Annotated in this window: 31 protein-coding genes; 29 read left to right on the top strand and 2 right to left on the bottom strand. The window is 72.0% G+C overall.

The genetic code is table 11. The features are described 5' to 3' along the window. Positions 1–61 precede the first annotated feature (61 nt). Positions 62–556, bottom strand: coding sequence for a hypothetical protein (locus tag ACGFQ9_RS34525; RefSeq protein ID WP_393579450.1), 495 nt, complete (start codon positions 554–556; stop codon positions 62–64). A gap of 367 nt (positions 557–923) precedes the next feature. Here ACGFQ9_RS34525 and ACGFQ9_RS34520 point away from each other — a divergent pair, with 367 nt between their 5' ends. Continuing rightward, on the top strand, positions 924–2240 hold the full coding sequence (locus ACGFQ9_RS34520) for a hypothetical protein (RefSeq protein ID WP_393579449.1): 1317 nt from the start codon (positions 924–926) through the stop codon (positions 2238–2240). Between the two features lie 497 nt (positions 2241–2737). Here the strand turns inward: ACGFQ9_RS34520 and ACGFQ9_RS34515 are convergent, their stop codons facing one another. Next, positions 2738–2938 (bottom strand): hypothetical protein, encoded by a 201-nt coding sequence (locus ACGFQ9_RS34515; RefSeq protein WP_393579447.1) that lies wholly within the window; start codon positions 2936–2938, stop codon positions 2738–2740. A 299-nt stretch (positions 2939–3237) separates the two neighbouring features. On the opposite strand from ACGFQ9_RS34515, the gene ACGFQ9_RS34510 reads away from it, so the two are divergent. From ACGFQ9_RS34510 to ACGFQ9_RS34375, 28 genes are all read left to right on the top strand, one after another. Beyond that, a complete protein-coding gene (locus tag ACGFQ9_RS34510; RefSeq protein WP_393579446.1) occupies positions 3238–3636 on the top strand; it encodes a WYL domain-containing protein in 399 nt (132 codons plus the stop codon). A gap of 99 nt (positions 3637–3735) precedes the next feature. After that, entirely contained in the window at positions 3736–3882 is a 147-nt protein-coding gene (locus ACGFQ9_RS34505; RefSeq protein ID WP_393579445.1) for a hypothetical protein, read from the top strand. A gap of 207 nt (positions 3883–4089) precedes the next feature. Then, positions 4090–4575, top strand: coding sequence for a hypothetical protein (locus ACGFQ9_RS34500; protein ID WP_393579443.1), 486 nt, complete (start codon positions 4090–4092; stop codon positions 4573–4575). 194 nt (positions 4576–4769) lie between these two features. Further along, positions 4770–5030, top strand: a complete 261-nt coding sequence (locus ACGFQ9_RS34495) for a hypothetical protein (protein ID WP_393579442.1) — start codon at positions 4770–4772, stop codon at positions 5028–5030. Between the two features lie 453 nt (positions 5031–5483). Continuing rightward, positions 5484–6056, top strand: coding sequence for a hypothetical protein (locus tag ACGFQ9_RS34490; protein ID WP_393579441.1), 573 nt, complete (start codon positions 5484–5486; stop codon positions 6054–6056). A 303-nt stretch (positions 6057–6359) separates the two neighbouring features. Further along, positions 6360–7802, top strand: a complete 1443-nt coding sequence (locus tag ACGFQ9_RS34485; RefSeq protein ID WP_393579440.1) for a hypothetical protein — start codon at positions 6360–6362, stop codon at positions 7800–7802. Between the two features lie 98 nt (positions 7803–7900). Continuing rightward, on the top strand, positions 7901–8617 hold the full coding sequence (locus tag ACGFQ9_RS34480) for a hypothetical protein (protein ID WP_393579439.1): 717 nt from the start codon (positions 7901–7903) through the stop codon (positions 8615–8617). 89 nt (positions 8618–8706) lie between these two features. Continuing rightward, the gene (locus tag ACGFQ9_RS34475; RefSeq protein ID WP_393579437.1) at positions 8707–9333 is read left to right on the top strand and encodes a DUF6248 family natural product biosynthesis protein; all 627 of its coding nucleotides are present in this window, start codon (positions 8707–8709) and stop codon (positions 9331–9333) included. Positions 9334–9518: 185 nt separating this feature from the next. Next, positions 9519–9890 carry a DUF6409 family protein gene (locus ACGFQ9_RS34470; protein WP_393579435.1) on the top strand — a complete coding sequence of 124 codons (372 nt, stop codon included), beginning with the start codon at positions 9519–9521 and terminating at the stop codon, positions 9888–9890. Between the two features lie 106 nt (positions 9891–9996). Next, positions 9997–11394: a hypothetical protein gene (locus ACGFQ9_RS34465; RefSeq protein WP_393579434.1), complete on the top strand. Its 1398-nt coding sequence runs from the start codon at positions 9997–9999 to the stop codon at positions 11392–11394. Positions 11395–11648: 254 nt separating this feature from the next. Beyond that, positions 11649–12209: a hypothetical protein gene (locus ACGFQ9_RS34460; RefSeq protein WP_393579432.1), complete on the top strand. Its 561-nt coding sequence runs from the start codon at positions 11649–11651 to the stop codon at positions 12207–12209. A gap of 135 nt (positions 12210–12344) precedes the next feature. Continuing rightward, a complete protein-coding gene (locus tag ACGFQ9_RS34455) occupies positions 12345–12746 on the top strand; it encodes a hypothetical protein (protein ID WP_393579430.1) in 402 nt (133 codons plus the stop codon). A gap of 72 nt (positions 12747–12818) precedes the next feature. Further along, positions 12819–14066, top strand: coding sequence for a phosphoadenosine phosphosulfate reductase family protein (locus ACGFQ9_RS34450; protein WP_393579429.1), 1248 nt, complete (start codon positions 12819–12821; stop codon positions 14064–14066). A gap of 235 nt (positions 14067–14301) precedes the next feature. After that, the gene (locus ACGFQ9_RS34445; RefSeq protein WP_393579428.1) at positions 14302–15678 is read left to right on the top strand and encodes a DNA cytosine methyltransferase; all 1377 of its coding nucleotides are present in this window, start codon (positions 14302–14304) and stop codon (positions 15676–15678) included. Positions 15679–15889: 211 nt separating this feature from the next. Then, positions 15890–16369, top strand: coding sequence for a hypothetical protein (locus ACGFQ9_RS34440; RefSeq protein WP_393579427.1), 480 nt, complete (start codon positions 15890–15892; stop codon positions 16367–16369). 4 nt (positions 16370–16373) lie between these two features. Further along, the gene (locus tag ACGFQ9_RS34435) at positions 16374–16748 is read left to right on the top strand and encodes a hypothetical protein (RefSeq protein WP_393579425.1); all 375 of its coding nucleotides are present in this window, start codon (positions 16374–16376) and stop codon (positions 16746–16748) included. A gap of 122 nt (positions 16749–16870) precedes the next feature. Then, on the top strand, positions 16871–17836 hold the full coding sequence (locus ACGFQ9_RS34430; RefSeq protein WP_393579424.1) for a DUF6884 domain-containing protein: 966 nt from the start codon (positions 16871–16873) through the stop codon (positions 17834–17836). Positions 17837–18037: 201 nt separating this feature from the next. Continuing rightward, a complete protein-coding gene (locus ACGFQ9_RS34425) occupies positions 18038–18691 on the top strand; it encodes a hypothetical protein (protein WP_393579422.1) in 654 nt (217 codons plus the stop codon). Between the two features lie 91 nt (positions 18692–18782). After that, entirely contained in the window at positions 18783–19439 is a 657-nt protein-coding gene (locus ACGFQ9_RS34420) for a hypothetical protein (RefSeq protein WP_393579420.1), read from the top strand. 53 nt (positions 19440–19492) lie between these two features. Further along, positions 19493–19702, top strand: coding sequence for a hypothetical protein (locus ACGFQ9_RS34415; RefSeq protein ID WP_041134957.1), 210 nt, complete (start codon positions 19493–19495; stop codon positions 19700–19702). 396 nt (positions 19703–20098) lie between these two features. Beyond that, positions 20099–20470, top strand: coding sequence for a DUF3846 domain-containing protein (locus ACGFQ9_RS34410; RefSeq protein WP_393579419.1), 372 nt, complete (start codon positions 20099–20101; stop codon positions 20468–20470). 66 nt (positions 20471–20536) lie between these two features. Then, entirely contained in the window at positions 20537–20803 is a 267-nt protein-coding gene (locus ACGFQ9_RS34405; RefSeq protein WP_041134959.1) for a hypothetical protein, read from the top strand. Further along, positions 20800–21348 (top strand): hypothetical protein, encoded by a 549-nt coding sequence (locus ACGFQ9_RS34400; RefSeq protein ID WP_393579418.1) that lies wholly within the window; start codon positions 20800–20802, stop codon positions 21346–21348. The genes ACGFQ9_RS34405 and ACGFQ9_RS34400 overlap by 4 nt, the downstream gene beginning before the upstream one ends. Positions 21349–21685: 337 nt before the next feature. Next, positions 21686–21940, top strand: a complete 255-nt coding sequence (locus ACGFQ9_RS34395; RefSeq protein WP_393579417.1) for a hypothetical protein — start codon at positions 21686–21688, stop codon at positions 21938–21940. Between the two features lie 98 nt (positions 21941–22038). Beyond that, positions 22039–22506: a DUF6573 family protein gene (locus ACGFQ9_RS34390; protein ID WP_393579415.1), complete on the top strand. Its 468-nt coding sequence runs from the start codon at positions 22039–22041 to the stop codon at positions 22504–22506. A 189-nt stretch (positions 22507–22695) separates the two neighbouring features. Further along, a complete protein-coding gene (locus tag ACGFQ9_RS34385; protein ID WP_393579414.1) occupies positions 22696–23124 on the top strand; it encodes a hypothetical protein in 429 nt (142 codons plus the stop codon). Between the two features lie 283 nt (positions 23125–23407). Next, positions 23408–23758 carry a DUF3846 domain-containing protein gene (locus ACGFQ9_RS34380; protein WP_393579412.1) on the top strand — a complete coding sequence of 117 codons (351 nt, stop codon included), beginning with the start codon at positions 23408–23410 and terminating at the stop codon, positions 23756–23758. 88 nt (positions 23759–23846) lie between these two features. Beyond that, the gene (locus tag ACGFQ9_RS34375; protein WP_393579411.1) at positions 23847–24152 is read left to right on the top strand and encodes a hypothetical protein; all 306 of its coding nucleotides are present in this window, start codon (positions 23847–23849) and stop codon (positions 24150–24152) included. The last annotated feature ends 860 nt before the right edge of the window (positions 24153–25012 follow it).

Here is a 25012-nt window from a genome sequence, read left to right as displayed (position 1 = left end):
AGGCGCCGACGACCGCACAGGCCAGCTCGGACCGGACCGTATCCGGTGGCGGGCGAGACGGTCAGATGCTGTGCGGGTCGTGCAGGATCGTCGCCCAGCCGGCCACGTCCTCCGGTACGCCGAACCCCATGTCGACGTTGCCGAGGAACCCGGTGGACACGCGCATGTCCCGCAGCGCCATCCTGTACCGGCCGGCGAGCACATCGCCGACCCACACCGGCAGGTCCGGCTCCGCGACGCCCTCCCGGACGGGGGCGAAGCTGCTGGCGATGTCGCCGGGCAGGGGCTCCAGGAGCAGCGCGACCTTGGCCTGGGCGTCGAAGTCGCCGACGGCCGCGGCCGCGCGGACCCAGGTGTCGGAGACCGGAATCGGGTCGCCGATCATCTGGCCGTGGACGAAGAGCCCGAGGCTGTTGTCCACCACGTGCAGGGCGGCCGGGACCGGCAGGCTCGCGATGTCCTCAGCGGAGTCGGCCGCGAGCAGCAGCATCGCGTTGTCCTCGTCGCGGCCCATCATGGCGCCCGGAATGACGACGGTCGTGAAGTGGACGGTCATGCGCCCAGAGCCTAGTGCCAGCAGGTGACACCGGCGCCGGACCGCCGATCACCCGGCGAGAGCCCGGCAACCGGGCGGGAGCCCCCGCCAAGCTGGCCGCCCGTCGGTAGACTTGCCCGGTGCTCTCCGCGCAAGCGGAGGTGGGCCACTGACGATCAGCCAGGACGGTCTGTGTGCACGCTGCTCCCCGCCGGCGCGGGGGTGTGTCGAAGGACGGCACGGCTTCCCGACGGAAGCTCGTCCCCGCGGTCGCGGGGCTCACGGTCCAGTTCTCCCTGTTGCCCTGCCCGCGCGGGGCCTCCCCTTCTGACCCACGGCGTAGCGCCGTTCTCCCCGCGCTGGTGGGGTGATCGAGAGGTGATCTTCCTTGTCCCGCATCACGGTTCCCACGGTTCCCGACGACGCCGACATCTACCGGTCCTGGCGCCAGCTGCTGACCGACCTGGACACCGCGGCCGAGGGCCACCGGGTCCTGGCCGGCCCGGAGGTGGGCCACGGTGCCGTGGTCGAGGTGCCCACCGGCACCCTGCTGCTCGTCGTCGACGAACGCCGCACCGGCTGGGCCGAGACCCGCCTCGGCCGCCCCTACCCGGTCATGGACGCCGCCGTCGCCCTCCACCTGGTCCACACCGACGGCACCCTCCAGCCGCTGTGGCAGCGGCGGTTCGCCCAGGCCAAGTCGATGTTCGGCGCCGCCGCCCGGAAGATGCTCGACAAGCACCTGACCGCACACCCGCAGCCCGCGGACTTCGAGGTCGAGGAGATCACCCCCGGGCCCGGCCGGCCGAACATCAAGGCGGAGCCGTGCGTCTGGTGCGCGACAACCGTGGCCGTCCGGGCAGGCCGGCTTCTCGGCCGGGGCCCGGACGCCGTGGTCGAACACCGGCGAGGCAGCTGCCCCGCCCCGGGCCCGGTGACCGCCGGCACGCCCTGCGCGCTGTGCCAGGCGGCCACGGCCCCGCAGACGGCCCACTACGTGCAGATCCGGCAGGCCCCCGGCCCCGGCCGCTGGGAGGTGCAGCACGTCGGGACCTGCGACCAGCAGCCCACCCGGGAGCAGTACGAACAGCGTCGGGCCGCCCTGGCCGGACAGCGGGCCGCCGAGCAGGAACAGGAGGCCAAGAGGAAGGCCGCAGCGGCGCAGCGGAAGGCCCGGGCCGACGAGAGGAAGGCCGCGAGGGCGGCCGCGGCCAGGGAAGCCGCCGCCGCGAACGCGCGGGCGGTGGAGGAGCACGGCGTCATCTCGGCCGTGGACGTGCAGACCCCGTACGACAAGGGCGTCCGCGGATCCGGGCCGACGGCGACCCGCATGCGGATCGTGGAACGCGCCCTGGCCCTCGGCGACGGGCAGTCGGTCACCGCGTGGGACGTCGAGGTGCAGGGTCCCCAGGCCGACGAATTCGCGGACGCCCCCGGACGGTTCTACCTCCTGGAGGACGCCCGAGCCGAGTACCAGCGGCACAGCTGGACCGCGGACCTCCCGGCCTACCCCAGCACCAGGACCTCCGCGCCGCTCCCGGCAACCTGCCCCACCCCCGACGTCGACCACTGCGGCAACTGCGGGACGACCGTCGCGATCGGCGGCTGGATGATCGCCTCCCTCGGGCTGTCGTGCCCCGACTGCTACGACGTGATGTCCGGCGAGCCCGGCCGCCACGACCTCCGCTACCACCGCCAGAGGTAGGAAGGAGCCGGCCCGACCGGTGCGCTGCAGTGGTGGGCAAGCCCATGCCGCGGTGCCTCCGCGGCAGTTGCACCGGAAGGGGGCTGGAGGGTTGCTTGCAGAGGTGCACTAGGAGTTGCACCGGAGGTGTGACCGTGAGTGGGACCCCCACTTTTTTGATCTTGAGCATCGTGCCTGGTCAGGCCCCGTGGGCAAGCCCCCTCGCCACGACGACACCTCTTTCTCCGCGATAGCCGGAGGAAGAGGCCTGATTCTTCTCGGGGCCGGGCCGGCCTCGACCACCACGGTCCAGCCCAGCCCAGCCCAGCCCAGCTCAGGCCAGCACGGGTCCGGCCCCCGGCTCGCTCCGCAGCCCGGCCCCGCTCGCCGGCGCCCGCTCTGCACCCGCCGCCGCCCGCCCCGGCCTGGAACGCCGCGTGCGCTCCGGCGCGAAGACTGTGCCCGGACATGCCGAAGCGGCCCCGCCGGAAGGCGGGGCCGCTTCGTCTGGAGCTTGATCAGTGCATCTCCCAGTCGACGCAGCGGCGCTGGGGGAGCGGCGGCTCGACGCCGAGGCGCAGAGCCAGCCGGACCGCCGCGCGGTCCCGCTTGTGTGCCGCCTGCTGGTGCCACTTCCTGCTCCCGTCCTTCAGGTGGGAGATCCACGGCCGCTCCTGGGACTGCAGATGCGCGGGGCGGTCGTTGTAGGTACGGGCCATCTCGGGGCTCCTCGCTGTGGATTTGTCGTAGTGCGCGTTTCGCGGTCGCTGACCGGCTGCCACCGCCGATCAACTGAGACAACTATAACCATCACTCATCACTCTAGTCAAGTGGGGGTGTTGCGGCGTCGCCGCACGGCGCGATGCGGGCGACCGAATGGGTGAACGCGAAATCGGGGCGAGAAAAAGGCCGTTCCGGCTTCCCGAAAGTGATGTGTGTGAGTTATAGTTGTCTTGTTGGTCGGGAGTGGCACCCGGCCAACACCCCCACCGAACTCACACGCTCCAGGGAGAAACCCGTGTCGAACTCCATGAAGATCACCGCCGGTCAGACCACCACCCGCACCCTGACCGACCTGATCCGCGCCATGGACGGCCAGCGCGCCACGACCATCACCTACGTCGACAGCAAGGGTGAGGAGTCGGTGCGCACCATCGAGATCCACGACATCCTCACCACCAGCAAGGGCGGCATCATCGTCCGCGCGATGTGCCGCGCCCGGGGCGAGATGCGCACCTTCACCCTGGAGCAGATCAAGGCGTACACCATCCACCGCATGCGCTTCGTGCTCGCCGTCCCGGAGGAGAAGGCGGCCGAGGTGGTCCCGATGGCGCACTTCGTCTTCACCCCTGAGCAGATGATCGACATCGAGCTGGAGCGTGACTACCCGGCGCCCAAGCTGAAGCTCGCCGCATAGGCGAGCGGGGCCCGCCCCTCTGGGCGGGCCCACCGTCACCGCGCCCCACCGGGGGCCGAGCCCGGGCCCCGGTCACCCACCCGCACGAAAGAGCCGAGGATGACCCAGCGCGACACGCAGCCCGAGACGCCCGTCTGCCCCGGATGGGGCGAGCCCTGCGGCAACGAGACCGCCGGGACCGCCAACCTCTGCCCCGACTGCCACATGGCGCGCCTGGACGCGGAATCCCCCAGGATCCCCCTCTAGCCCCGGCGGGCCGGGCGGGCGGAACCGCCCCGCCCGCCCGGCCCCGACACCTCTCCCGCTGCGCCCCATGCCACGCCACCCGGCCCACCCGCGCCCCTCCCCGGGGCGATCCACCCTCTCCACCCTGGAGTCCCCATGCCCGCTGCCGACTCGTACGAATGGCGAACCGCGCCTTGCCCCGAGTGTGCGGATCCCGCTGCCCGCCTCGTGCCCGGTGACAGCGACCGCGCCGACATCCGGCTGTGCACCCGCTGCCCCGCGAATGGGCGGCTTCCGTACCGCGACCCCGCCGACATCCGCGCGCGCCTCCCGTTCGGCGTCCTGCTCGCCATGCGCGGCGGGGCGCTGCGCATCGGCGTCCCCGCCGTACCGCACGGCCTCAACGCGTACACGCGCTCGGTCGTGGCGCTGGCCACGGAGCGCGGGCTCCTGCCTGTGTGGCGCCCCTCCATCCGGCGCCACCACGTGACCCTGGCTGCGCCCGGCCCCGAGGGCGGGTGGGGGTGGATGGAGGTGGGCGCCCGCTCCGGGAAGATCCTGCGCGCTACCGTCCACCCGCACGGGCGCAGTGCGTCTGGGATCCGCGCCGTCGGGCCGCGTGCCGTCCGTCAACTGGTGGCGCGCCTCTGCGTCCCGGGTGCGGCGGACGATTGCGGAGCGGTTGTTCCGGACGCTGCGGCGGCTTCTCGCTGACATCCCCGGGCGACGTCGCCCCTCGCGGCCGCCGGCCGTTCCCGGCCCAGGAATCTGACGAGTGATCAGGGAAGGGGGCAGAGTTGCGCGAGTGGTGAAACGTGGGTATAGTTTTCTCATCGGGACGGGGTCCCGAGGCGGCAGTGGCAGCCGCACACCGAAAACGCACCACCGACCCGAGATGGAGCCCAGTCATGAGCCGCATCATCCGCATCCGCAACACCGAAGACGCCGTGGCCGTGATTGCCGCCCACACCACCCGCGTGATCGCCGCTGCCGGTCACCCGGGCCACGGCCTGGAAGCCGTCGGCCAGATCATCACCTCAGACACGGTCCTGCGGACGATCCGCACGGCCTACAGCCGCCGCATCGCCCAGGGTGCCACGCCCAAGGATGCCGTCACCGCCGTCGGTCAGTCCCTCATCGCGCACTACTGCAACAGCGCCGGTATCTGAACGCCCCGGGCCGGGCGCCGCGCCGCCCGGCCCCCTTATCCGGCCGCCACTGCGCGATCCTGGCCGCGCCACCCCCGGGGCGCCTGGGGGTGGATGGAGGTGGGCGCCCGCTCGGGGAGGATCCTTCGCGCCACAGTCCACCCGCATGGGCGCAGTGCGTCCGGGGTCTGTGCCGCCGGGTCGCGTGCCGTCCGTCAACTGGTGGCGCGCCTCTGCGTGCCGGGTGCGGCGGACGGTTGCGGAGCGGTTGTTCCGGGTGGCGTCGGCCCTCGGGGCCGGCGGGCCCGGAAGTGGCCGCCGGCCGTTCCTGGCCCAGGAATCTGACGAGTGATCAGGGGAGGGGGCAGAGTTGCGCGAGTGATGAAACGTGGGTATAGTTTTCTCATCGGGACGGGGTCCCGAGGCGGCAGTGGCAGCCGCACACCGAAAACGCACCACCCCAAGGAGATCCTCGTGAACACCTCCCGCGCCGCGTACGCCGTCCTCGACACCGCCCGCCGCCTGTACCCCGGGGCCGCGACCGTGCACGTCTACAACTACGGCGGGACCACCCACCTGGACGCCTTCAAGGCAGACACCGAGCGCGACCGGACGCTCCCGGGCTTCACCGTCCGCTCCGTCCGTGCGGCCCTGGACGGCGCCGCCGAGGCGTACGCGGCGCGGGCCTTCGGCCCCCGATCCGCCTGGCCCCAGCACTTCACCATCACCCACACCGGGCCCCTCGACGTCACCGACGCCGACCGCACCGCCGGGGACCACGTCTTCAACGGCCGCGTCTGGACCGGCATCGGCGAGCAGGCCATCCAGGCAGCACACGACGTCCTCGACTACCGCCGCGAGATGGGCCGCTCCGAGCTCATGCGCGAATTCTTCGGATTCCAGTACGACGTGTCGGTCCGGAACCTGGAGCTGGCCACCGGAGCCCCGAAGGGATACCGCCTCTTCGCCCTTGCCCGCTCCATCGTCAAGCACAACCCGGTGAGCCCCCGCGCCGCCTGGGTCGCGGCTGGCGCCATCACCCGATAGCCGCTCCTCTCCGGCCGGGCCGCTGATCCACGCGCGCCCGGCCCTCCAGCGGGGGCGCCCCCCGGGCGGAGTCCTTCGGCAGCGCCGCCCCGCCCGCGCGTCCCGCGCCCCGGCCCCGCAGCACGTCCACCCGGGCCCGGGCGCGCCCCAGCACCTCGCGGCAGTGGCAGCCGCACCACCGAACACGCACCCCTGAAGGAGACCGTGTTGCACCCTCCCGCGCATCACCCGCACTTCCCCGCCCGACACCGTGACTCCGGCCCCCGCTCCGCCCGCAAGCGCAGGACGGTCCTCACGTGGGGTTTGGGTGCGGATTCGACGGCCGAGATCCTCATGTTCCTCAACGACCCGATCGCCCACGGCCTGGAGCCGGACCTGTCCGACCTCGTGATCGTGCACGCTGTCACGGGCGACGAGTTCAGCGACTCCCTGTCCTACGCCGACCGCCTGGTCCTGCCGCTCCTGCGCGCCTGGCGGATCCGTCTGGTCCAGGTCTGCCGCGGCGGCCCCCGCGACGCCGACGGCGTCCTGGTCCTCGACGACTCCCGCGCTCCACGACGCATCCACGCGGCCGGCCCCTGGCGCCTGTCGGACGAGCTGCGCACCGCCGGCACCGTCCCGATGCTCGCCTCGGGCCAGCGACGCTGCAGCATCCGGTTCAAGGGCTGGGTGCTGGACACCTGGGCCGCCCACGAGTTCGGCACCGAGCCCTTCCGCCGCGTGATCGGCTACCACGCCGACGAAACCGGCCGCGCCCAGAAGGACTCCGCCATCCAGGACCAGCTGAACACCGACGCCGGCCGGATCATCTGCGAACCGGACTACCCCCTGATCCGCGCAGGTATGGCCAGGGCCACCGTCGAGCAGTACGTCCTGGACAACCTCGGCGAAATGATCTTGAAGAGCCACTGCACCATGTGTCCGTTCACCGGGGTCTGCTCCTCCCGCGACCTCTACGAGGAGCGGCTGCGCGCCCACCCGGCCGAGGCCGCGCAGGTCCTGCGCATGGAGTACATCTCGCTGGCACTGAACGAGCGGATGTCCCTCTACGGGCCCGGCGGATCGCTCCACCAGCGCCTGGCCGAGGATGGCCGCAACCAGCCTGTCCTGGACGCCTTCCAGGCCGACCTGGAGCAGACGCCGTACGCCGTGTACGAGGTGCGCCGCCTCACCGGCTTGGGCCGGACCAAGGACTGCCGGCGCTGGCACGGCAAGGACTGCGCGGAGCCGAAGTGGTGGTGCAGCCGGCTGCGCAAGCCCCGCTGCCGCCGCATCCACGCGGTCGTCGACCAGGACGGCGCGCCGGTCGACACCGAACCGCAGTGCCCCGGCGACGACGAGCGGTGCCGCGGCGCGCAGCAGAAGGGCCCGACCTGGCGATCGGTGCGCACCGTGTACGAGGGCCCCCGCGAGCGGGCCGAGGAACTCGTCACCCGGTTCGCCGGGCGCTTCCCCCACCGCGTCCGCCTGGTCGACGGAGAGGCCTCCGGGATCCGGCGCGCCCACTACCTGGACGACCCCGAAGGCCTGCCGCACGCCGAGGCGTTCATCGTCGCCGCACCCGCGGGCGTCGCGGACAAACAGCGGCCGGGGTTCGAGAAGCGCTGGAAGAACCACACCGGCAAGAGGCCGGTCTTCCGGCCGCTGCGCGACCTGCCCGAGTCGGCCCCGCGCAAGAGGTCCGCCGGCGGCCCGGCGCCGCTGCACCGAGCCAGGGTCATCGGGGACGTGCTCCTGATCGCCTGACCGCACCTCCTTGCAAAGTGATGAATAGCGTGTATAGTTGTCTCATGGTTCGGCAGTGGCAGCCGACCACCCGGAAACGCTCAACTCGGAGGCACCTCATGAGCACCCACACCCTCAGCACGACCCGGCTCGACGCCGTCATCGCCGAAGGGACCGACCGCGGCTTCACCCGCATCCGCCTGGCCGACGGCCATGCCCTCCTCGTCAAGGCCCGGCCCGGCGCCCGCGCCGCGGACGAGGTGCTCCTCTCCCCGGGCCTCACCGCCCCGGACACCGACGCCTGGGCCGAAGAGGACTCGTGGGAGGAATGGCTCACCGGCGGGAACCTCGGCGCGGAGACCGGAACGTTCCTGGACGTGCCCACCGAGGCGCTGCGCGACCTGATCGCCGAGCACGGCGGCGAACACGAGGACCAGGAGGGCGAGGACCCCGCGCCCAGCGCCGAGGGCGACGCGGCCGGAGAGGCCGCCCAGGAGCTGGAGGCCGAGCTCGCCGAGCTGCACGGGGCGTTCGAGCACGGATACGGCGCCGACGACATCCGGCGCGTCTTCGGGCGCATCAGCGACGCGGGCGGCCCGTACCTGGTCTGCGTGTGGGACATCGCCGACGACTACGGATTCGGCGGCAACGCCGACTTCTACGCCGAGGACGAGGAGTGCAGGCTCTTCGAACTCAAGCCGGACGTCTACCGCTGGCTCACGGGCCAGCAGGACAGCCCCGGCCCGCTGGACACCTGGGTGGGCGCGCACGCCCCCGAGCTGGTCGAGTTCGCCGCCACCGACGACCGCCACAACTACGCCCGGACCGAGCACTGACCTTCGCCGCACGCGGCCGGGGGCGGGACCTCCGCCCCCGGCCCCGCGAGCGCGAAGGCTGCCGAACGCCCAGCATCGAAGGGATCTGCATGAACGAGACCCGAGGCGCTGCCGGCCCGCGGCCGGGAGCCGGGCTGCTCGCGCACCCGGTCATCCGCCGCCCGCAGCGCACGCTCACTCCCGAGGAGCGGGAGATCGTACGGGGAATCTCCAACCTGAACTTCCAGGGCGCCCTGATCATGGGCATCGTGGACCCGGTCCCCAACCCCTCGCCGATGGGGGAGGACGAGGGCGCGTGGGTGCGCGAGCAGGTGTGGCCCGCCCACCTCGAAAAGATCGAGCGCAAGTACCCCTTCGGATTCGCCCGATGGGCCATGTGCGAACGGGGCACCTGCTGGAACTGCCTGGCCCGCCGCTGCGACCTGTGCGTCCACCGCCAGGAGGGCGGCCCGCACGTGGACGACAACATCGACTGGGTGCGCGACATCCGGGGCCGGTGCGTCGCCCCGTTCATCGTGCGGCCCGGTGGCGAGCCGTGCGTGTGGTGGTGCCGGTGCGCGTGCCCGAAGAGCGAGCCGACCCCGGAGGGTCCTGCGGCGCCCGTTGAGGACGAGGCCGTACGGGAGGAGCCCGCGAGGGCGGCTGGAGCCTCGCCAGGCATCCGCCGGCGCCAAGGCCCTCCGGACAACGCTGGAGCGCAGTACGCCCTGTTCTGACGGCCGCCCCCGGCTCCCCGCTGCGGCGGCGGCGCGGCGCAGGTCTGATCGCCGGTGAGCGTCTGGGCCCGCCTGCGGCGCGCCTGAGGAGGGGCCCCCTTGCGAAAGTGATGAATGATGGGTATAGTTTTCTTGTCGGCGGGGGATTCCCGCCGACACCCCCACCCCTCTCCAAAGGAGTCCACATGACCGTCGCCACCGCCTCCGCCACCCAGACCGTTCTGGAGCCGGGCACGGTCGTGCGCACCCCCCGCTACGACGAGGGCAAGAACACCGGTGTCCGCCGGGCCATCGTCCTGGGTCTTCTGAACGAGGACGCGCCGAAGGACGGGTACCGGGTGTGGTTCTACACGCTCGGCGCACCCTCGTTCGCGCCGAGGACGCTGGGCATGGCGTTCGTCAACGAGCCCGTCGTGGTCGGCACGGTCGACGACATGTCCGAGCGCACCCTGATCCGCCTCTACCAGTGGCTGCGGGACCTCGACCAGTTCGGCAAGGTGCGGTACCGCGTCCAGAAGGCAGGCCTTCGGCGGCGCGCGCTGCGCCTGGGCCGCTAGGCCCGATGCCGGGGGCGGGACAACCGCCCCCGGCGCTCCACCCCGCTGTTCGGCCGTGGCAGCCGAGCGGCACCGACAACACACCCCATACGCAAGGAGTCCCGTCATGGCCCGTGTCACCTTCATCGCCTCCACCGGCTGCACCCGCACCAGCGAGACCCGCCACTACACCCACGCGGTCATCGCCGACCGCCGCGACGGCGAGGGCCGCATCGTGCACACCTGGTCCATGTCCGCGGCCAACGTCGCCCGGGCAGCCCGGACCGCCGAGCGCGCGGGCTGGAAGAACGTCACGGTCGAGGAAGTGGCCGTCCAGGAGAAGCCGGCCCGCACCCGCAAGGCCACCCCGAAGCAGGCGCCCGCCGCCGTCCAGCCGGCCCCGGCAGCCGAGCGCGAGCCGCTCACCCTCTACGCCGTCCGTCCGGCCGCGGGCGGAGGCTTCGACGTCGTCAACACCTCGGGCCTGATCGTCTCGGGCGACTGGCAGACCGAGGCCGGCGCCCAGGAGCGCGCCGACCACCTGAACGCCCAGGAGAGGCACAAGCGCGCCGAGGGCGCCCTGACCGAACCGCAGCGGCGGGTGTACGCCGTGGTCAAGCGCGACGGCTCGATCGGCGCCGGATACGGCCACAACCTCACCGCCGTCCGGAGCCTGCACGCCGCAGGCCTCATCGAGCTCACCGAGTACGGCGCGGGCTCCTGGACTGCCGCCCTCGTCCCGCCGCCCGCCGCCGGCCCGGCCGAGGCCGCTCCGGCGGCCGGTGCGGGCGTACTGCCCCAGGACGCCGAACACCCGGTGGCCGCCGCCGCGGTGACCACCCTGTTCGGGCAGCCGCTCGCCGACGTCACCGGCCCCGACGACCTCGGCGAGGTGGCCGGCTACTGGGTCCGGCCGGACGGCACCAGCGGCCGCCTGGCCGTCGCCTGGGTCGAGGGCGGCAGGCTGACCAACAGCGCCGACGGGCGGCCGCCCCTGGCCCGGCTGAGCGTTGCGAAGGAGCTGTTCGAGCGCACCGAAGGCTGGGTCGTCGAGCCCGGTGAGCACTCCTCCCTGCACGTCTGGCACGTGCCGACCCTGGAGGCCGCGGCCAAGCAGGACGCCGCCGCCGACCAGGCCCGGGGCGCGATCACCGACACCTGGACCATCACCCACACCGGCCTGCCCGAAGGGCGCTGCTTCCTGAGGGTCGAGGCCCCGGACTCCGACGCGGCCTTCGCGACCGCCCTGGCCACCCGCGCCGGCCGCCTGGTCCACCAGGCCGGACGCCGACTCACCGCGCGGCGCCTGAGGGGAGGAGACCTGGCCCGCACCGTCGGCGAGCGGGTCCGGCACGTGGCCAGCGGCCAGACCGGCACCGTCGAAGCAGTGGACGTACGGATGACCGGCGCCCGGGCGTACCGGGACGGCGTGACCGTCGCCGTTGACGGCCGCTCCCGCAAGACCGCGCGCTCCCTGGAATGGGAGCCCCTGGCGACGGCCGAGGACCCCGAGGCTGCCTGCTGACGGGCCCCGCCCGGCCCCAGGGGGCCGGGCAGCTCCCCTTCCCCTCCGCCGCCATCTCCCGCGTCCGGAGCGCTGCGCCCAGGCGGCGCCCTGCCAATGGCCGCCCGCAGCAACGCCGGTGCCGACTGCGGATTTCTGTCGAGGGGCAAGGGCGAACCCTTGCGTGATGATGAATGGTGAGTATAGTTGTCTTGTGGTCGACGGTGGCAGTCGACCACACCGGACGCACGCATCCTCAGACCCTTCGGAGAGTCATGATCATCAGCACGCCGCTCCCCAACGCCCTGCACGCCGCCGCCCGGGCCCGCGCCATCGCCGGTATCGCCCGACGCAGGAGCGTGCTCAACCACCCGGCCTGGTATGCGCTGACCACGGTCGCCGAACTCCTCGACGACGTCGCGCTGGCCTTCGAGACCGACCTCCCCCCGGTCCTGGACGGTGTCGTCATCACCAACACGATCCCCTTCGACGCCTCCCTGCTCCTCTCCATCGCCGAAGACGTCATCGTCCAGAACGGGTCGACCGGGCTCCCCGCCTGCCTCGGCCAGTACGTCACCAGCGCCGTGTTCGGCACCCTCGAACTGCCCCGGCCCCTGCACCCCGTCAGCAGCCAGCTCGCCTCCCAGGAGACCAGGCTGCGCGACGCCCTCCAACTGCTGCACGAGAGGCACCTGACGGGAGCCGGTGAGAGCCCGGAGGCGGCGGCGCTCTACCTGGAAGCCGCATTCAGCCTCCACCTGAAGTGGGGGCGCCTCGCCGCCGCCGTAGCCGTGGACAACGCCCGCCCCTGCAACCGGCCGACCGTCGCTCAGTAGGACCTCGCGGGACGTACAGCGCCCCGCACCCGGCGTCCGGCCCACCCGAGGCCGGGCGCCGGGGTCCGGCCCCCTGGCGCACGACACCGGCCCGCACGGCACAACGCCCCTACCTGCTCGATGCGAAGGAACGAGATGACCAACCAGAAGGAACCCACCGAAGGCGACCTGCTGCGCGCGGAACTGGCCGCCCTGGGCCGCCACGCCTTCCCCGGCGAGGAGGGCGGCGTGACCTTCCTGATCATGGCCGCCGACCCGGACGCCCCAGACGACGAAGGCTCCGTCTACGGCGTCCTGCACGTCCTGATGTACGCCGGCGAGCGTGCCGACCGGCCCGCTGCCGACCATCGCGAGTCCTGGTCCGCGCACCTGCACGATGCCGACGGTACCTACCTCGCCACCCTCGTCGGCAGTTCCCCCACGCCGCTCGACGCGGCCGCCGACGCGGCCCGGTGCGCCCGTGAGGTGACCGAGCGGCTCGGCCGGCGCCGCCGCGGGAACTTCCCGCCGGTCGCACGCCGGTTCTGCACCTTCTGAACCACCCCCTGGCCGGGCGGCAGTGGCAGCCGCCCGGCGCCGAACACACCACCCCGCACCCAGAGGAGTCCCATGGACATGCCCACCCGCCGCCGGCTGCTGGAGGGAATCCGGCGCGCCCACCAGGCCGACGCCGCGAACACCGCCGCCGACCGCGCCCGCACCCGGGCCGCCAAGGCCACCGCCGCCGACCGCGCCCGTATCGCCCACGATCAGCAACTGCAGGCCGACGCTGACGAGCTGGCGGCCGCCCAGGCCGCGCACGCCAGCCTCGTACGCCGCGAGCAGGAGGCCCGGGCCAAGGTTCGCCGGACCTTCACCGCGGCCCGCGCGGCCAACCGCGCCCTCGCGGCGCTCTACACCCCGCACGCCCCGGGCCGCGGAACCGGTGGCGGGCGCCGGTCCGACGTCGCGGCCGCCCTCCTCGGCGAGCTGGCCCAGACACCCCGCGAGCTCGTCCTCGCCGCGGACAAAATCCTCGTCTCGACCAGTGCCGGCAAGGACTCGCTCGTCTGCGCGTACCGCGTGGTCACCCTGGCCGCCGAGGCCGGCTGCCTGGACAAGGTGGTCATGGTCCACGCGGATCTGGGGGAGGAGTCCGAATGGCCGGGCGTGCGCGAGCTCGCGCAGCGCCAGGCCGAGCGCTGGGGCGTGGAGTTCATCGTGGTCAAGGCCGACCGCGGCCTTCTCGGCCTCGTCGAGAAGCGCGGCATGTGGCCCGACGCGGCGCGCCGGCTGTGCACCTCGACCCTGAAGCGGGACAAGATCGCCCCGCTCTTCAAGCAGATCACCGACGCCCTCGGCCTGGACGAGCAGGCCCTGATCCTCTCCGCCCTGGGAATCCGGGCTGCCGAATCGCCGGCCCGGGCCCGGAAGCTCCCGCTCGCGATCGACATGCGCGCGAGCACCGGGCAGCGCATGGTCCTGACCTGGCACCCGATCCTGGAGCTCTCCGAGGCCGACGTCTGGCAGCAGATCGCCGACGCCGCCCTGGAGTACCACCCCGTCTACGACGCCCTCATCCCCCGGCTGTCCTGCGTCTTCTGCGTGCTCGCCGGCCGGGACGTCCTGGTGCGCGCCGTACGGCTGTGCTGGGCCCTGAGCCTGGACCTGCCCACCCGGTACGTCGCCCTGGAGGAGCACATCGGCCACAAGTTCCGGGAGAAGCTCAGCGTCGCCGAGATCGTTGCCGAGGCCGCCCGCGCCGAGGCGGAAGAAGGCCCGCTGCTCTGGGCTCGGGGGGACGCGCTGCGGCGCCACGTCGGCGAGGAGGCCGCGGCCGACTACCTCCGCCGGCTGGCCCTGGTCCTGGCCGCCTGACCGTCGACACGACACGCGAGAGGAAAATGCGCTCCCTCACTACCGAAAGTGATGTATCGCAGTTATAGTTATTTTGCCGGTCGGGGGTGGCACCCGACCGGCGACCGAAGGCACAGCACCCGGCCGCCGCACCGGCCGACCGAGGGGAGCAGCTCATGACGGACGCTCAGACCGCCGAACGCAGCGCCGAACCCATCCGAGTCACACCGGCTTCGGCACCGACGCCGAGGGCCTGGTGCACCTCCTGCCCGACCACGGCGACACCACCGCCCGCTGCGGCTTCACGGACTGGCACAGCTACGTCACCTGCGTCGACTGGTTCGAGGAGCGCACCTGCCCGGTGTGCCTGGCCGACCTCGCGCTCGACCTCGGCGCCGAGATCCCCGCGGACGTCCTCGCCGAACTGGACGAGATGGCCGCACCCTGGCCCGGCCGCTGGCTCCTGCGCCCCCGCGAGGGCGACCGCGAGCGCGTCGTCGGCGTCTTCGCCGGCCCCGGCGGCTGGGACGAAGGCCTCACCGCCCTCGGCGCCCGCTACGACGCCGTCGGCCTCGACCTCTCCGGCGACGCCTGCGCCACCGCCGAGCGCGCCGGGCACCGCCGCATCGTCATCGACATCACCCTGCTCGACCCCGAACACCCCGCGCTGCGCTGGACCGTCGGCATCATCCTCTCCCCGCCCTGCCCGGCCTGGTCGACCGCAGGCAAGCGGGCCGGACTCACCGCGCAGTCCCTCCAGGTCCTCACCGCCATGCTGCGCGCCGCCGGGAAGGCCTCCGGGCACGGCGGACGGGCCGAGCGCTCCGGGGCGACCTGGGCCGAGGTCCGCGCCATGGCGGCCGCCATGCCCGACCCGGAAGCCGGACTCGTCGCCGAGGTGCTGATCTGGGCACTGGGCCTCCAGCTCCACGGCGAGGCCCTGCGGTGGGTCGCCATGGAGCAGTCCGCGAACCTCCCCGAAGACGTGCGGGAAGCCGTCTCGTTCGAGCTGGCCCTGGCCGGCTGGTCCCAGCAGCAGTGGGTCGAGCTGGACGCCGCCGACTACGGGGTGGCCACGCACCGGCGCCGCGTGTTCTTCATGGCGGTGCGCTACGGCCGCATCCCCGGATCCGTCCGGCCCGACATGCCCTTCGCCGAGCAGACCCTGGCCGCCGCCCTCGGGTGGGCCCCGGGAGAGCGCGTCAACACCCGCGGCGTCCGGGGAGTCGACGCGAACGGACGGCCCAAGGGCGGGAACACCTTCTCCGCAGACAAGACCGGCTGGTGCCTCACGGGCAAGGCCCGGACCTGGTACCGGGAGTCGGACGGCTACCGGCTGACCGAGGCCGAGGCCGGAAAGCTGGTCGGGTTCCTTGCGACCTACCCCTGGCGCGCCTCGGAGCCGACGGCCCGCAAGGACTCGCGCACAAGCGCCTTCCAGCGCATCGGCGACGTGGTGTGCCCTCCCGTCGGCGCGGTCGTCCTGGGCGCCCTGACCGGGCGCCCGTGGCACCGGCCAGTCGTGGACTACCTCGGCCGGGTCTACGGCGGCGCCGAGCTTCCGGCGCCGGTCGGCGTGCCACAGCAGCGCGGCCTGCGCGCCCCGGCGGACCTGCTGGCGCTGGCCGCGTAGTCCAGCCCGGGTCGAGCGGCGCCGCCGGCGGCCGGACCGCCACCACCGTGGTGGCCCGGATGCGGTGGCCCTCCACCGGGGCGCTGCTGAGCTGCCGGTCCCCGGGTCGGGCGTGCGTTCTCACCTGCGATTGTGATGTGTGTGTGGTATAGTTGTTTCATGGTCGGTGGTGGCAGCCGACCACCCAACCGAACACACACCCAGGAGAGTCATGACCCGACAGCCCTCCCCGAAATCCGGCTCCGTCCGCACCCGCGTCACGATCGACGGCACCCCCGACTACCCGGCCGTCCTCGACCCGGCCAACCGCTGGAACGGCTTCGTCAGCCCGTTCTTCACCCTCGACACCGTCCGCGCGCTCGCCGCCGAAACCCTCGACGTGGCCACCAAGTACGGCTACGACTGCTCCGACACCATCCACGTCATCGACGGCGGAACCGACAGCGACGGCGCGCCCCGAGCAGTTGTTCTCCACATCCGCTGGATGTACCTCGAAGACGAGGGACCGGCCCAGGTCACCTCCATCATCAACCCCCGGGAGGAGGACGGCCTCTACGGCATCGGCGGCTGGGAGTGGACGTGGTCCATCTCCACCTGGGACTGCGCGTGCAGCAGCTGGTACGACCACGAGACCGACCCCTGCCCGAACTGCGGCGGGGAACGCCCCGCCGAGTACGAGCTGGCGGCCTGACGCCGTGCCCATCAACATCGCGCCCCGGCCCTCCACCTGCCTCGTCGTCGACCCGGACGGCCGTGGCTCCGTGCTGCAGGTCACCTCCGTGCACCACCTCGACGGCGAGACCCTCGCCGAGCGCCTCTACGACGCCTACGCCATGACCACCGAGAACGGCGAGGAACTCCCCGCCGAGATCACCGCCGAGACCCTCCTCGGCCACCTCGGCGAGCAGACCGCCGCCTGCGCCGAAGGCTGGCACCACTGGGCCAACGAACCGACACAAGAGGCCTGGGACACCGTCCGTCCCTGGGCCGAACGGCAGGTCCGCCGCCTGTTCCCGGACCTGACCTGGAGCGTCGAGCCGGACCGGAAGTTCCTCCCGCCCAACGCCTGAGCACCGACCAGCAGCGGGGGTGACGGCCGACGGAACGGCCGTCACCCCTGTCCCCGCCGCCCTGTCCGCGACCGGCCTGCGCCGTCGCGCGCCGGCACCGCCCGACTTCAGGAGCACCTCACATGTCCACCGGCCTCATCTCCGCCCCGGCGTTGCCCCGTACGCGCCGCCGAGTCGTCTACCGCGACCGCGCCTACAGCACCGTCCACCGCTTCCGCTATGCCGCCGCCCACCTGGAGGCCTTCCGCACCGGCCGGCAGTGGCACGTCGACCAGCTGATGCCCCGCACCGCCCCCGTACCGCGGGAAGGCGTCGTGCGCTGCGCCCCCACCCTCGCCGAGGCCGTCGCCCAGGCGGTCGTACGGCTCGACCGCAGGGCCGTCCCGGCGCCAGACCGCACGGACGACACCCTGCGTGCGTACGCCGCCGCGGGCTGGGACGTCGTCGACCCCGCCACCGGCCGCACGATGGCCTGGGCCCGCCGCCACGTCGGCGACCCCTACCCCTGGCAGCCGGCCGAGCACGAGGGGCTCGTACCGGTGAACAGCAGCCGCAGCGCCGGCGCCGCTCTCGACGTCCGCGAGACCGCCCAGTCGACGACGCCCGGCCCGCTCGGGCCCGTCGTCGTCGTACCGTGCAGCGGCGCCAAGTCGGCCACCAGGACGGCCCTGCCCGCCCGCCAGCTCTACACCGGCAGCTATCACCTCCTGTGCCGCCAAGCGGCCGAGCGCCTCGCCGGCGCCACCGGCGACGTCGTGGTCCTCTCCGCGCGGAACGGCTTCGTCACCCTCGACGAACCGCTCTTCCCGTACGAACTCCGCATGGGCCAGCCCGGCTCCGCCGCGCCTGAGATGCTCGCCGCCCAGGCCGCGCAGCTCGGCATCCTCCCCGGCCCCCGCCCGGTCGTCGCCCTCGGCGGCCGCGCCTACGTCCAGGCCGTCACGCAGCTGCGCCCGGACACCCTGCAGCCGCTCGCCGGCTGCCGCGGCATCGGTGAACAGCGCGCCCGCCTCGCCCGGCTGATCCGATCCGAGCAGCCGCTGGACGTTCTCCACCGGCTGGCCACCGCGGCCGCACCAACGGCCTGAACGCCGGCAATCCACTGGCCTCGCCCCGTACGGGGCGAGGCCAGTTCTGCGTGATGGGCACGGGTGGAGATGAGCCCCTGAGCAGCGGAAACAGGGTCCAGGATTCTCCCGAAGGTGATGAGTGAGTGGTATAGTTGTCTTGTGGTCGACGGTGGCAGTCGACCACTACCGGAAACACACGCGAACACCCTGGAGACCCGTATGCCCCTGGACTTCACCAACCCGCACGAATTCAGCTGCTTCGGCACGCTCCACCCCGACCGGCTCGTGAACTGGTCCTTCGGAGACGCCCACATCGAGTGGGAGCTCACCGGCCTCTTCTCCAGCCCCGGCACCTACACCACTGTCCCGCTCGACGCCGAGACGGACATGCACTACCTCCCCGGCGACTCGGGAGCCACCAACACCGTGGCGCAGCACCTCGCCGCCCGCTACGGCTTCGACGGCCTCGACATCCGGGGCCCCGTCCACTTCACCGGCCCGAGCGGCGAGACCGACCGCGCCCTGGGCCTCGCACCGGACGCCTTCGACGTCATGTACGGCAGGGTCCAGGACATCTGCGCCGACCTCGGCGTCCGCACCTGGTGCAAGCTCCACCCCGGCGACACCGTCAGCGTCCGCTACACCGACCTGGAACGCGGCGACGTCTACTGGTTCCTGAACACCCCCCACCGCTTCCAGCACTTCAGGGACTTCCCCGCCGACAGCAAGACGCTGGAGTTCATCCCGGACGCCCGCGTCCTGGTCTGCGACGACGAGTTCACGGTGACCGCCTACGGCACCTACGAGTGCCGCGCGGACCGCGCCCCCGCCGGGTACTGGCAGCGCACCGGCAACCAGCTCCTTCCCGCCTGACCCGCCCCCTTCCCCGGCCCGGCGCCGGGGGAGGGGTTCCCAGCCGACGGCCGGCCCGTACCGCCGGCCCTCCACACACCCAGGAGGAACGATGCATACCACCCTTCAGCAGTGCCAGGACGCACTCGAAGCCGCTCAGGACCAGGCGCAGGGCCTGGCCCGCACCCTCGCAGCCACCCTCGCCCACATGTACCCCCACGCCGCCTACCTGGTGCTGCGCCGCGACCCCCGCTCCGGCGCACTCCACCTCGACAGCCTCCGGACCGCCGGCGGCGCACAGGGTGTCTGCGGCGACCTCGACACGCTCCCCGAGCTCACCGACCCCGAACTGCGCACGGCCTGGGGCGGGACCGATCCGCGCGATCCCCAGGCCCTGCTCCAGGTCCTTAGCGACCTCGACCGCCTCGGCGCCCCGTTCGGCCGGCTCCCCGACTCGGCGCAGGCCTATGCCGACCCGTACGAGGACACGGCGGACCTGCTGTGCCTCGTGGTCAACGCCGATGCGCCCGAGCCCGAGGGCCACGACCGGGAAGTAACCGCACACCTCGCCCTGACCGTGAGCGAGGAGGTCACCTACGAGTTCACCGTCGAGGTCCAGCTCCCCGCCTACATCGTCAACAACCCGAACACCCTGCGCGACTACCTCGCAGACAACGAGGACCTCTGGCTCGACGACCTCGACCCCCTGAGCGGCGTCACCATCAACGAGCGCAGCCTGGACGACATCGAACTCACCCTCGCCGCCTAGACCTCCCACGAGCCCACACGGGCGCTGAGGGCGCCCAGGAAGGCACGAAGCACATGCCGGAGTACAGCATCAGCTGGAACGTCGAGATCGACGCCGACACGCCCGTACACGCCGCCTTCGCGGCGCTGGCTCTCCAGCGCGACCCCACGTCCTGGGCCACGGTCTTCACCGTCCACACGGACGACGGTGACGTGGTCGTCGACCTCAACCCCCACCAGCCGGGCCCGCCGCGACTGAGCGGCCCCTGGACCCTGACCGCATAGCCCCCCCGCACCTCCTCGCGCCTCGGCACGGCCCACCAGCCGCGCCGGGGCGCAGCCATGCCCGGCCGCCCGGGTGTATCCCGCCGGCCGTGGGCGGCCGGGCGTTCCCTCCAGGCCCGTGGACGTGGCCGGCGCGCCCTCGGCCGGCCGGGGAACCTTTGCCGCGGCCGCCGCCGGACCGCGCAGCCGGCCGCCTGGACGCCGGCGCCCTGGAGCAGGGGACGGGCCGGCGGCACGTGCGCGGGCTCCGCCGGCGCCCCGCGGGCATGCCGCTGAACAGGGGAAATGAGGGCCTACGCCGTTCCCAAAGTGATGAGTGGCGGGTATAGTTGTGTTGTGGGCCGGTGGTGGCAGCCGACCCGCACCGAAAACCAACTCCCAGGAAAGGGGACCCCCATGCCCACCCTCCTCCAGAACGGCTACGCCCTGCGGGTCGAGCCCACCGGCGGATTCCGCCTGCTCGACTGGGACGCCGACACCTGCCCCCAGGACGCGCTCGGCGCCGAGCAGGTCCGATCCGTCGACCTGACCACCCAGCTGATCATGTGGACCGACGAGCTGGCCGTCCCGCTCGGCCTGCCCGCCAACGCCCCCGCGCGCCAGCTCCTCCACGCCTACCAGGCCAACCCCAACCCCGTCTGCGGCGTGGCCGTGTTCACCGGGTCCACGCGCGGCGGGGCGCTGCTCGGCCTCACCGAGGACCAGGCGCTCATGCTCGTCGACCGCTACTTCAGCCGTCAGCGCGACGTCCCTCGGCCGCGCCGCTAAACGCAGGTCACCCCCGGGCCCCGGAACTGAATTCCGGGGCCCTCGAATTCGACGAAAGGAAAACCCGTGAAATACACCATCATCGGAGACTGGTACGAAGTCTGGGATCTCGCCGATTCGTTTGCGGTCGTCGCCGAGGGCGCGGATTACGAGGAGGCCAAGGCGAACGCGGCCGCCGCGGTGCTGGAAGCCTTCCCGTGGCGCGCCGAGGAGGACGGCGAAACCCCCGAGACCCTCTGGGGAGGCGACAACGGCGCCTACGTCGTCGCGGCCTTCCTCGGAGACCTCGGCGCCCAGACGGTCGACGCCGCGAGCTTCCGGCTGATCGCATGACCGCCACCGAGACGCAGACGTACACCGTCATCGGCCTGACCCTCGACGTCGACCGTACGGAGCTGCTCATCGCGGCTGTGGTCGCGGGCGCGGTCGCCGACCAGGTCGAGCTGATGGCCACCAGCGAGGAGGACTTCACCCGGTGGGCCGAGGAGTTCAACGCCCCCGGCCCGGACACTGCCGCGGACCTGGCCTACGCGTTCTGCCGCGATTTCGGCTACGCCGAGGAAGACACCGCAGGGGAGTACCTCCAGCGGGTCCTGGCCGAGGCGGGCATTGAAGCCACCAGGGGCGCGCACCCGGGATCCGGCTGCTCCTGGATCGCCGTCCCCACCCCCGACGGCGGCGAGGTCCTGCTCACAGGCCAGGACCGGCACGAGGCCGAGGCGGACTACCCGCTGACCGACCACGCCGGTTGGCTCGCCTGCGCCTACGACGAGGACGGCGTCGAGTTCACCGTCCTGTACGACTCCCACACCCCCGACCTGGCCGCCGATACCGCCGCCGCCGTCGCGGCCGTACGCGCCAGCGTCACGACCGGCTAGACGCCCTCCCGTCCCGCGCCCCCACCGTGCCCTGTCGCACGGTGGGGGCGCACTCGCGTTCCGGTCGGTGGGTGCACCGGGCCGAGACGCTCGCACCCGCAGCGGACTCCCTCCCGCACCCCGGCGCGCTGGACGCCGCATGCTCCCGCCGTGCCGGCCACGTGAGAAGTGCCGGCGGATCCTCACTGCCGGCGGAAGGCGAGCGAGAGCCGATTCACCCAGGTGGGCGGGCTAATGGGGGCACCGGAAGTGATTGAAGTGTGTTATAGTTGTCTTGTTGGTCGGCGGTGGCAGTCGATCACAAACCGAATCCACGCACAGCCGTGAGGAGACACCGATGTCCGACACCCTGCTCCGCACCCTCGACCTCGTTGAGCCCGGCGACCTGGTTCTCTACCACGGCAGCAAGCCCGAGCACCACGGCCTCTACCTGGCTCGGCCGTGCGACTGCTTCTACTGCGGCCGTGCGGACCACCTCGGGAGCGCCGACACCCGCTACCACCTCACCGACCCGTTTGCCGAGGACGCGGACGCCTGCGTGGTGCACCACGTGCGCCGCGCATCCGTCACCCGCTCGGCCGCCAACGCCTGACCCTCCCTCGGGGCGCAGCCACCGGCTGCGCCCCGCCCCGGGCGGCGGGGAGTGGCACCCCGCCGCCGCCGAGAACACCGCTCACGAAAGGGCAGACCATGACCGACAGGACCCTCATCAGCGGCACCGCGAACCCGGCCCCCGAGCCGGAGCGGCCGGCCGTTTCCGTGGCCGACCTCTTCGGAGGAGTCATCCACGCGTACAGCCGCGCCAACGCCCTTGCCGACGGGGCCTTGGTCGCCGTCGGCGACGACATCGCCCGCGAGGCCGGGTTCACGGTCCCCGTGGCCCTCACCGCGGCCGCGTGGGCCGACTGCGTCGCCTGGACCGACGAGGACAACCGGCAGACCTACCAGGACGAGTCCGGACGCCTCTGGGACGTGCTCCGAATGACCCACTACGCCATCAGGCGCTCGAACGACGGGAGTTCCTGCACCGTCGAGCTCTACCGCGTTCCCCGCGACGGAGAGAGCTGCGAGAGCGAGCAGGCATGGCTGCTCGCCACGTGCGGGCCCGGCGACGAGATGGAGCCCGTGCTCACGATCTCCCTGCCCGGCGAGGACTGACCGGCGAATGCGGCGCCCCACCCGGCAAGAGGTGGGGTGCCGCGAGTTCGCAGCGCCTCTCACGTGCGGAAATTCCTCCGGGAAAGATCCACGAAGCCCCCCGAAAGTGATGAATGTAAGCTATAGTTGTCTTGTTGGTTGGTGGTGGCAGCCGACCAGGAAACCGGAAGCAGACCGAGAGGAATCGGCATGGCAATCACGTCGCAGGACCGGACCCCGTACGAGGTTGAGCGCTCCGCTGCGCTGTTGATGGGCTTTCTCAATGCGGTGGGGGACGGCTGTCACCATCTCGTCGTCGCGGCATCCGCGAACGGCGCCACCCTCTCGGTCTCCGTGCCGTTTCACAACGACGGCGAGACGAGCGACCTGGACCCGGACGACGCTCTTGAAGCGATGATGGTGCTCACCCTCGCCGCCATGGTTGGCGGCGGCGCGGTGATCCGCTCGACCGTCGACCAGGCCTCCGAAGTGATGGGCTGGAAGCTGATGGAGTTCTATGCCAAGCCGCTCAGCGCATCGGAAATCTTCAACGCCTATTGCACGGACGCGGAGACCGGCGAAGTGATCCCGCCGGAGTGGGGTGTGGAGTACGTGGCCGCACCCCGCCTGACGGTCTGAACCAGGGGGCTCCGGGGCCGGGCGCTACGCCCGGCCCCGGAGCCGCTCCCGCCCGGCCCCGTCTGGCGGTCCCCTGCGCGGTGTGCGGACAGGGGGCGCCGGCTCCCCCCGCTCGGCCGGCCGTTACGGGAGGGCCCTGCGGACGGTGACACAGGGGGCCGATTCCGAGGGAATGGGCGCAGCAGGCACCCCCAAAGTGATGAGTCTGTGTTATAGTTGTCTTGTTGGTCGGGGTGGCAACCGGCCAACACCGAAAACTCACACTGCGACAGATGGAGCCATCATGACGATCGCGCCGACCGCCCTGCTCATCACGCCCGAGGCCGAGGTCATTCCGGTCGACCTGCCCGGCGACTCCGGAGACCGACTTACGGTCATGTACTCCCTGATGCGCTGTGACCAGGTGGATGTGGTGGCGCTGACCGACCAGCTGGACATGTGGCTGGACGACAACGGCCTCTACACCCAGCCGGTCAACCCGATGGCCACGCTGCTCGCACGGCGCTTTGGCCGGACCTACCAGAACTACCACGGCCCCGTTCTGCTGACCGGCGGAGCGGACGACGAGGGGGAGACCCTGCCGCTCGACAGGGACAAGGTGCTCGCCATGCTGGCGACGCTGGCCGACCTCTGACGGCACCCCCAGGGGGAGCAGCCGGAACGCTGCTCCCCCTGGGCGAGCCACCTGCCAATGCCGCATCCGAGAGGAATGGAGCCCCCGAATGTCTGTCACCTTCTTTGCTGACGTCGCTTCCGAGGAAGTCAACATGGCCAACGCCAACGCGGCCCGTGTGCTGGGCGTGCTTGGGTACGACGAGTTGGCGGGTGATGCAGAGGCTGGCGACTTCCTGGGAAGGGTGCTGGTGGCTCTCGCGTTGGTCCCGGTGGATGCTGGACGCCCGGCGACGACCGAAGGCCGCTTCGTCGACTGCGGACGCAGGGCGGGGTACATCCAGGAGCGGCTGGAGGACTTGCGGGGACTGGCCGAGGAAGCGCGCGCGAGGGGACTGCCGGTCTACTGGGGGTAGCCGGGCCCCGCTGGCTGGCGGAAGTGGCCGGGGTGCACGGTGTTTTGACGGTGTGATTGCTGTGTGGGGGAGGCCCGGAAGGGCCTCTTCTTCTTTTCCGGGGTGGTGTTCTTTTCGATTCCCGGGCGGTCTGCATTTCTCGCACGTATTCTCTGAAGTGTCATCAGATTCTGAGGGTGTGACGGCCCGTCCGTGAGGCGTGCGAGGGATCCCGGAACGGGGTCGCACGCGTCAAGGAAATGGAATTCGAAGCCCGCCGATTCCGGCCGTAAGACCGCCCCTGAATTCGAGCACGCCCCGGCCCTCATAAATTCGGAAGCCCGTAAGGGCGGCCCACCCCGGCCATGGCGCCCGGAAGGGCGCTGAAACCCCCTCAGGAAACGACACCACCACCCCCACCCCCGAACACCCCCACCCGTCCACCCGACACCCGCACACAACCCCCTCCCACCCCCACAGGCCCCGACAGGGGCCCACACCCCCCACCCAGCCCCCACCAACCCACCAACCAGCCACCACACATGACACCAACCCCCAAACCCTAGCCACACCCCCACAACAAAACACCCCCACACCCCCAAGGCCTCGAAGAGGCCCACACCACCCACCACCCCACCCGCCGGCAGGCGGGCCCCACCCCACAACCAACACCCCACCAATTCCCGCAACGCGGGAAACCGAAAAAGCCTGAAAAGGCTTCAAAAACCCACCAACCAAGAATTGCCGAAAGGCAATTCGAACCCGCCCAACAAAACCCCCGAAGGGGGTTGGCATACACCACCCCGAATTCCCCGAAGGGGAATTCCCTGCGGGAATTGCCGAAAGGCAATTCCTTTAGGGGCATTTATGCCCCTCCGCCC

The sequence above is a fragment of the Streptomyces sp. NPDC048603 genome, assembly GCF_043199475.1.
Lineage (GTDB): Bacteria > Actinomycetota > Actinomycetes > Streptomycetales > Streptomycetaceae > Streptomyces.
This window is presented reverse-complemented; position numbering and strand designations above follow the sequence as displayed.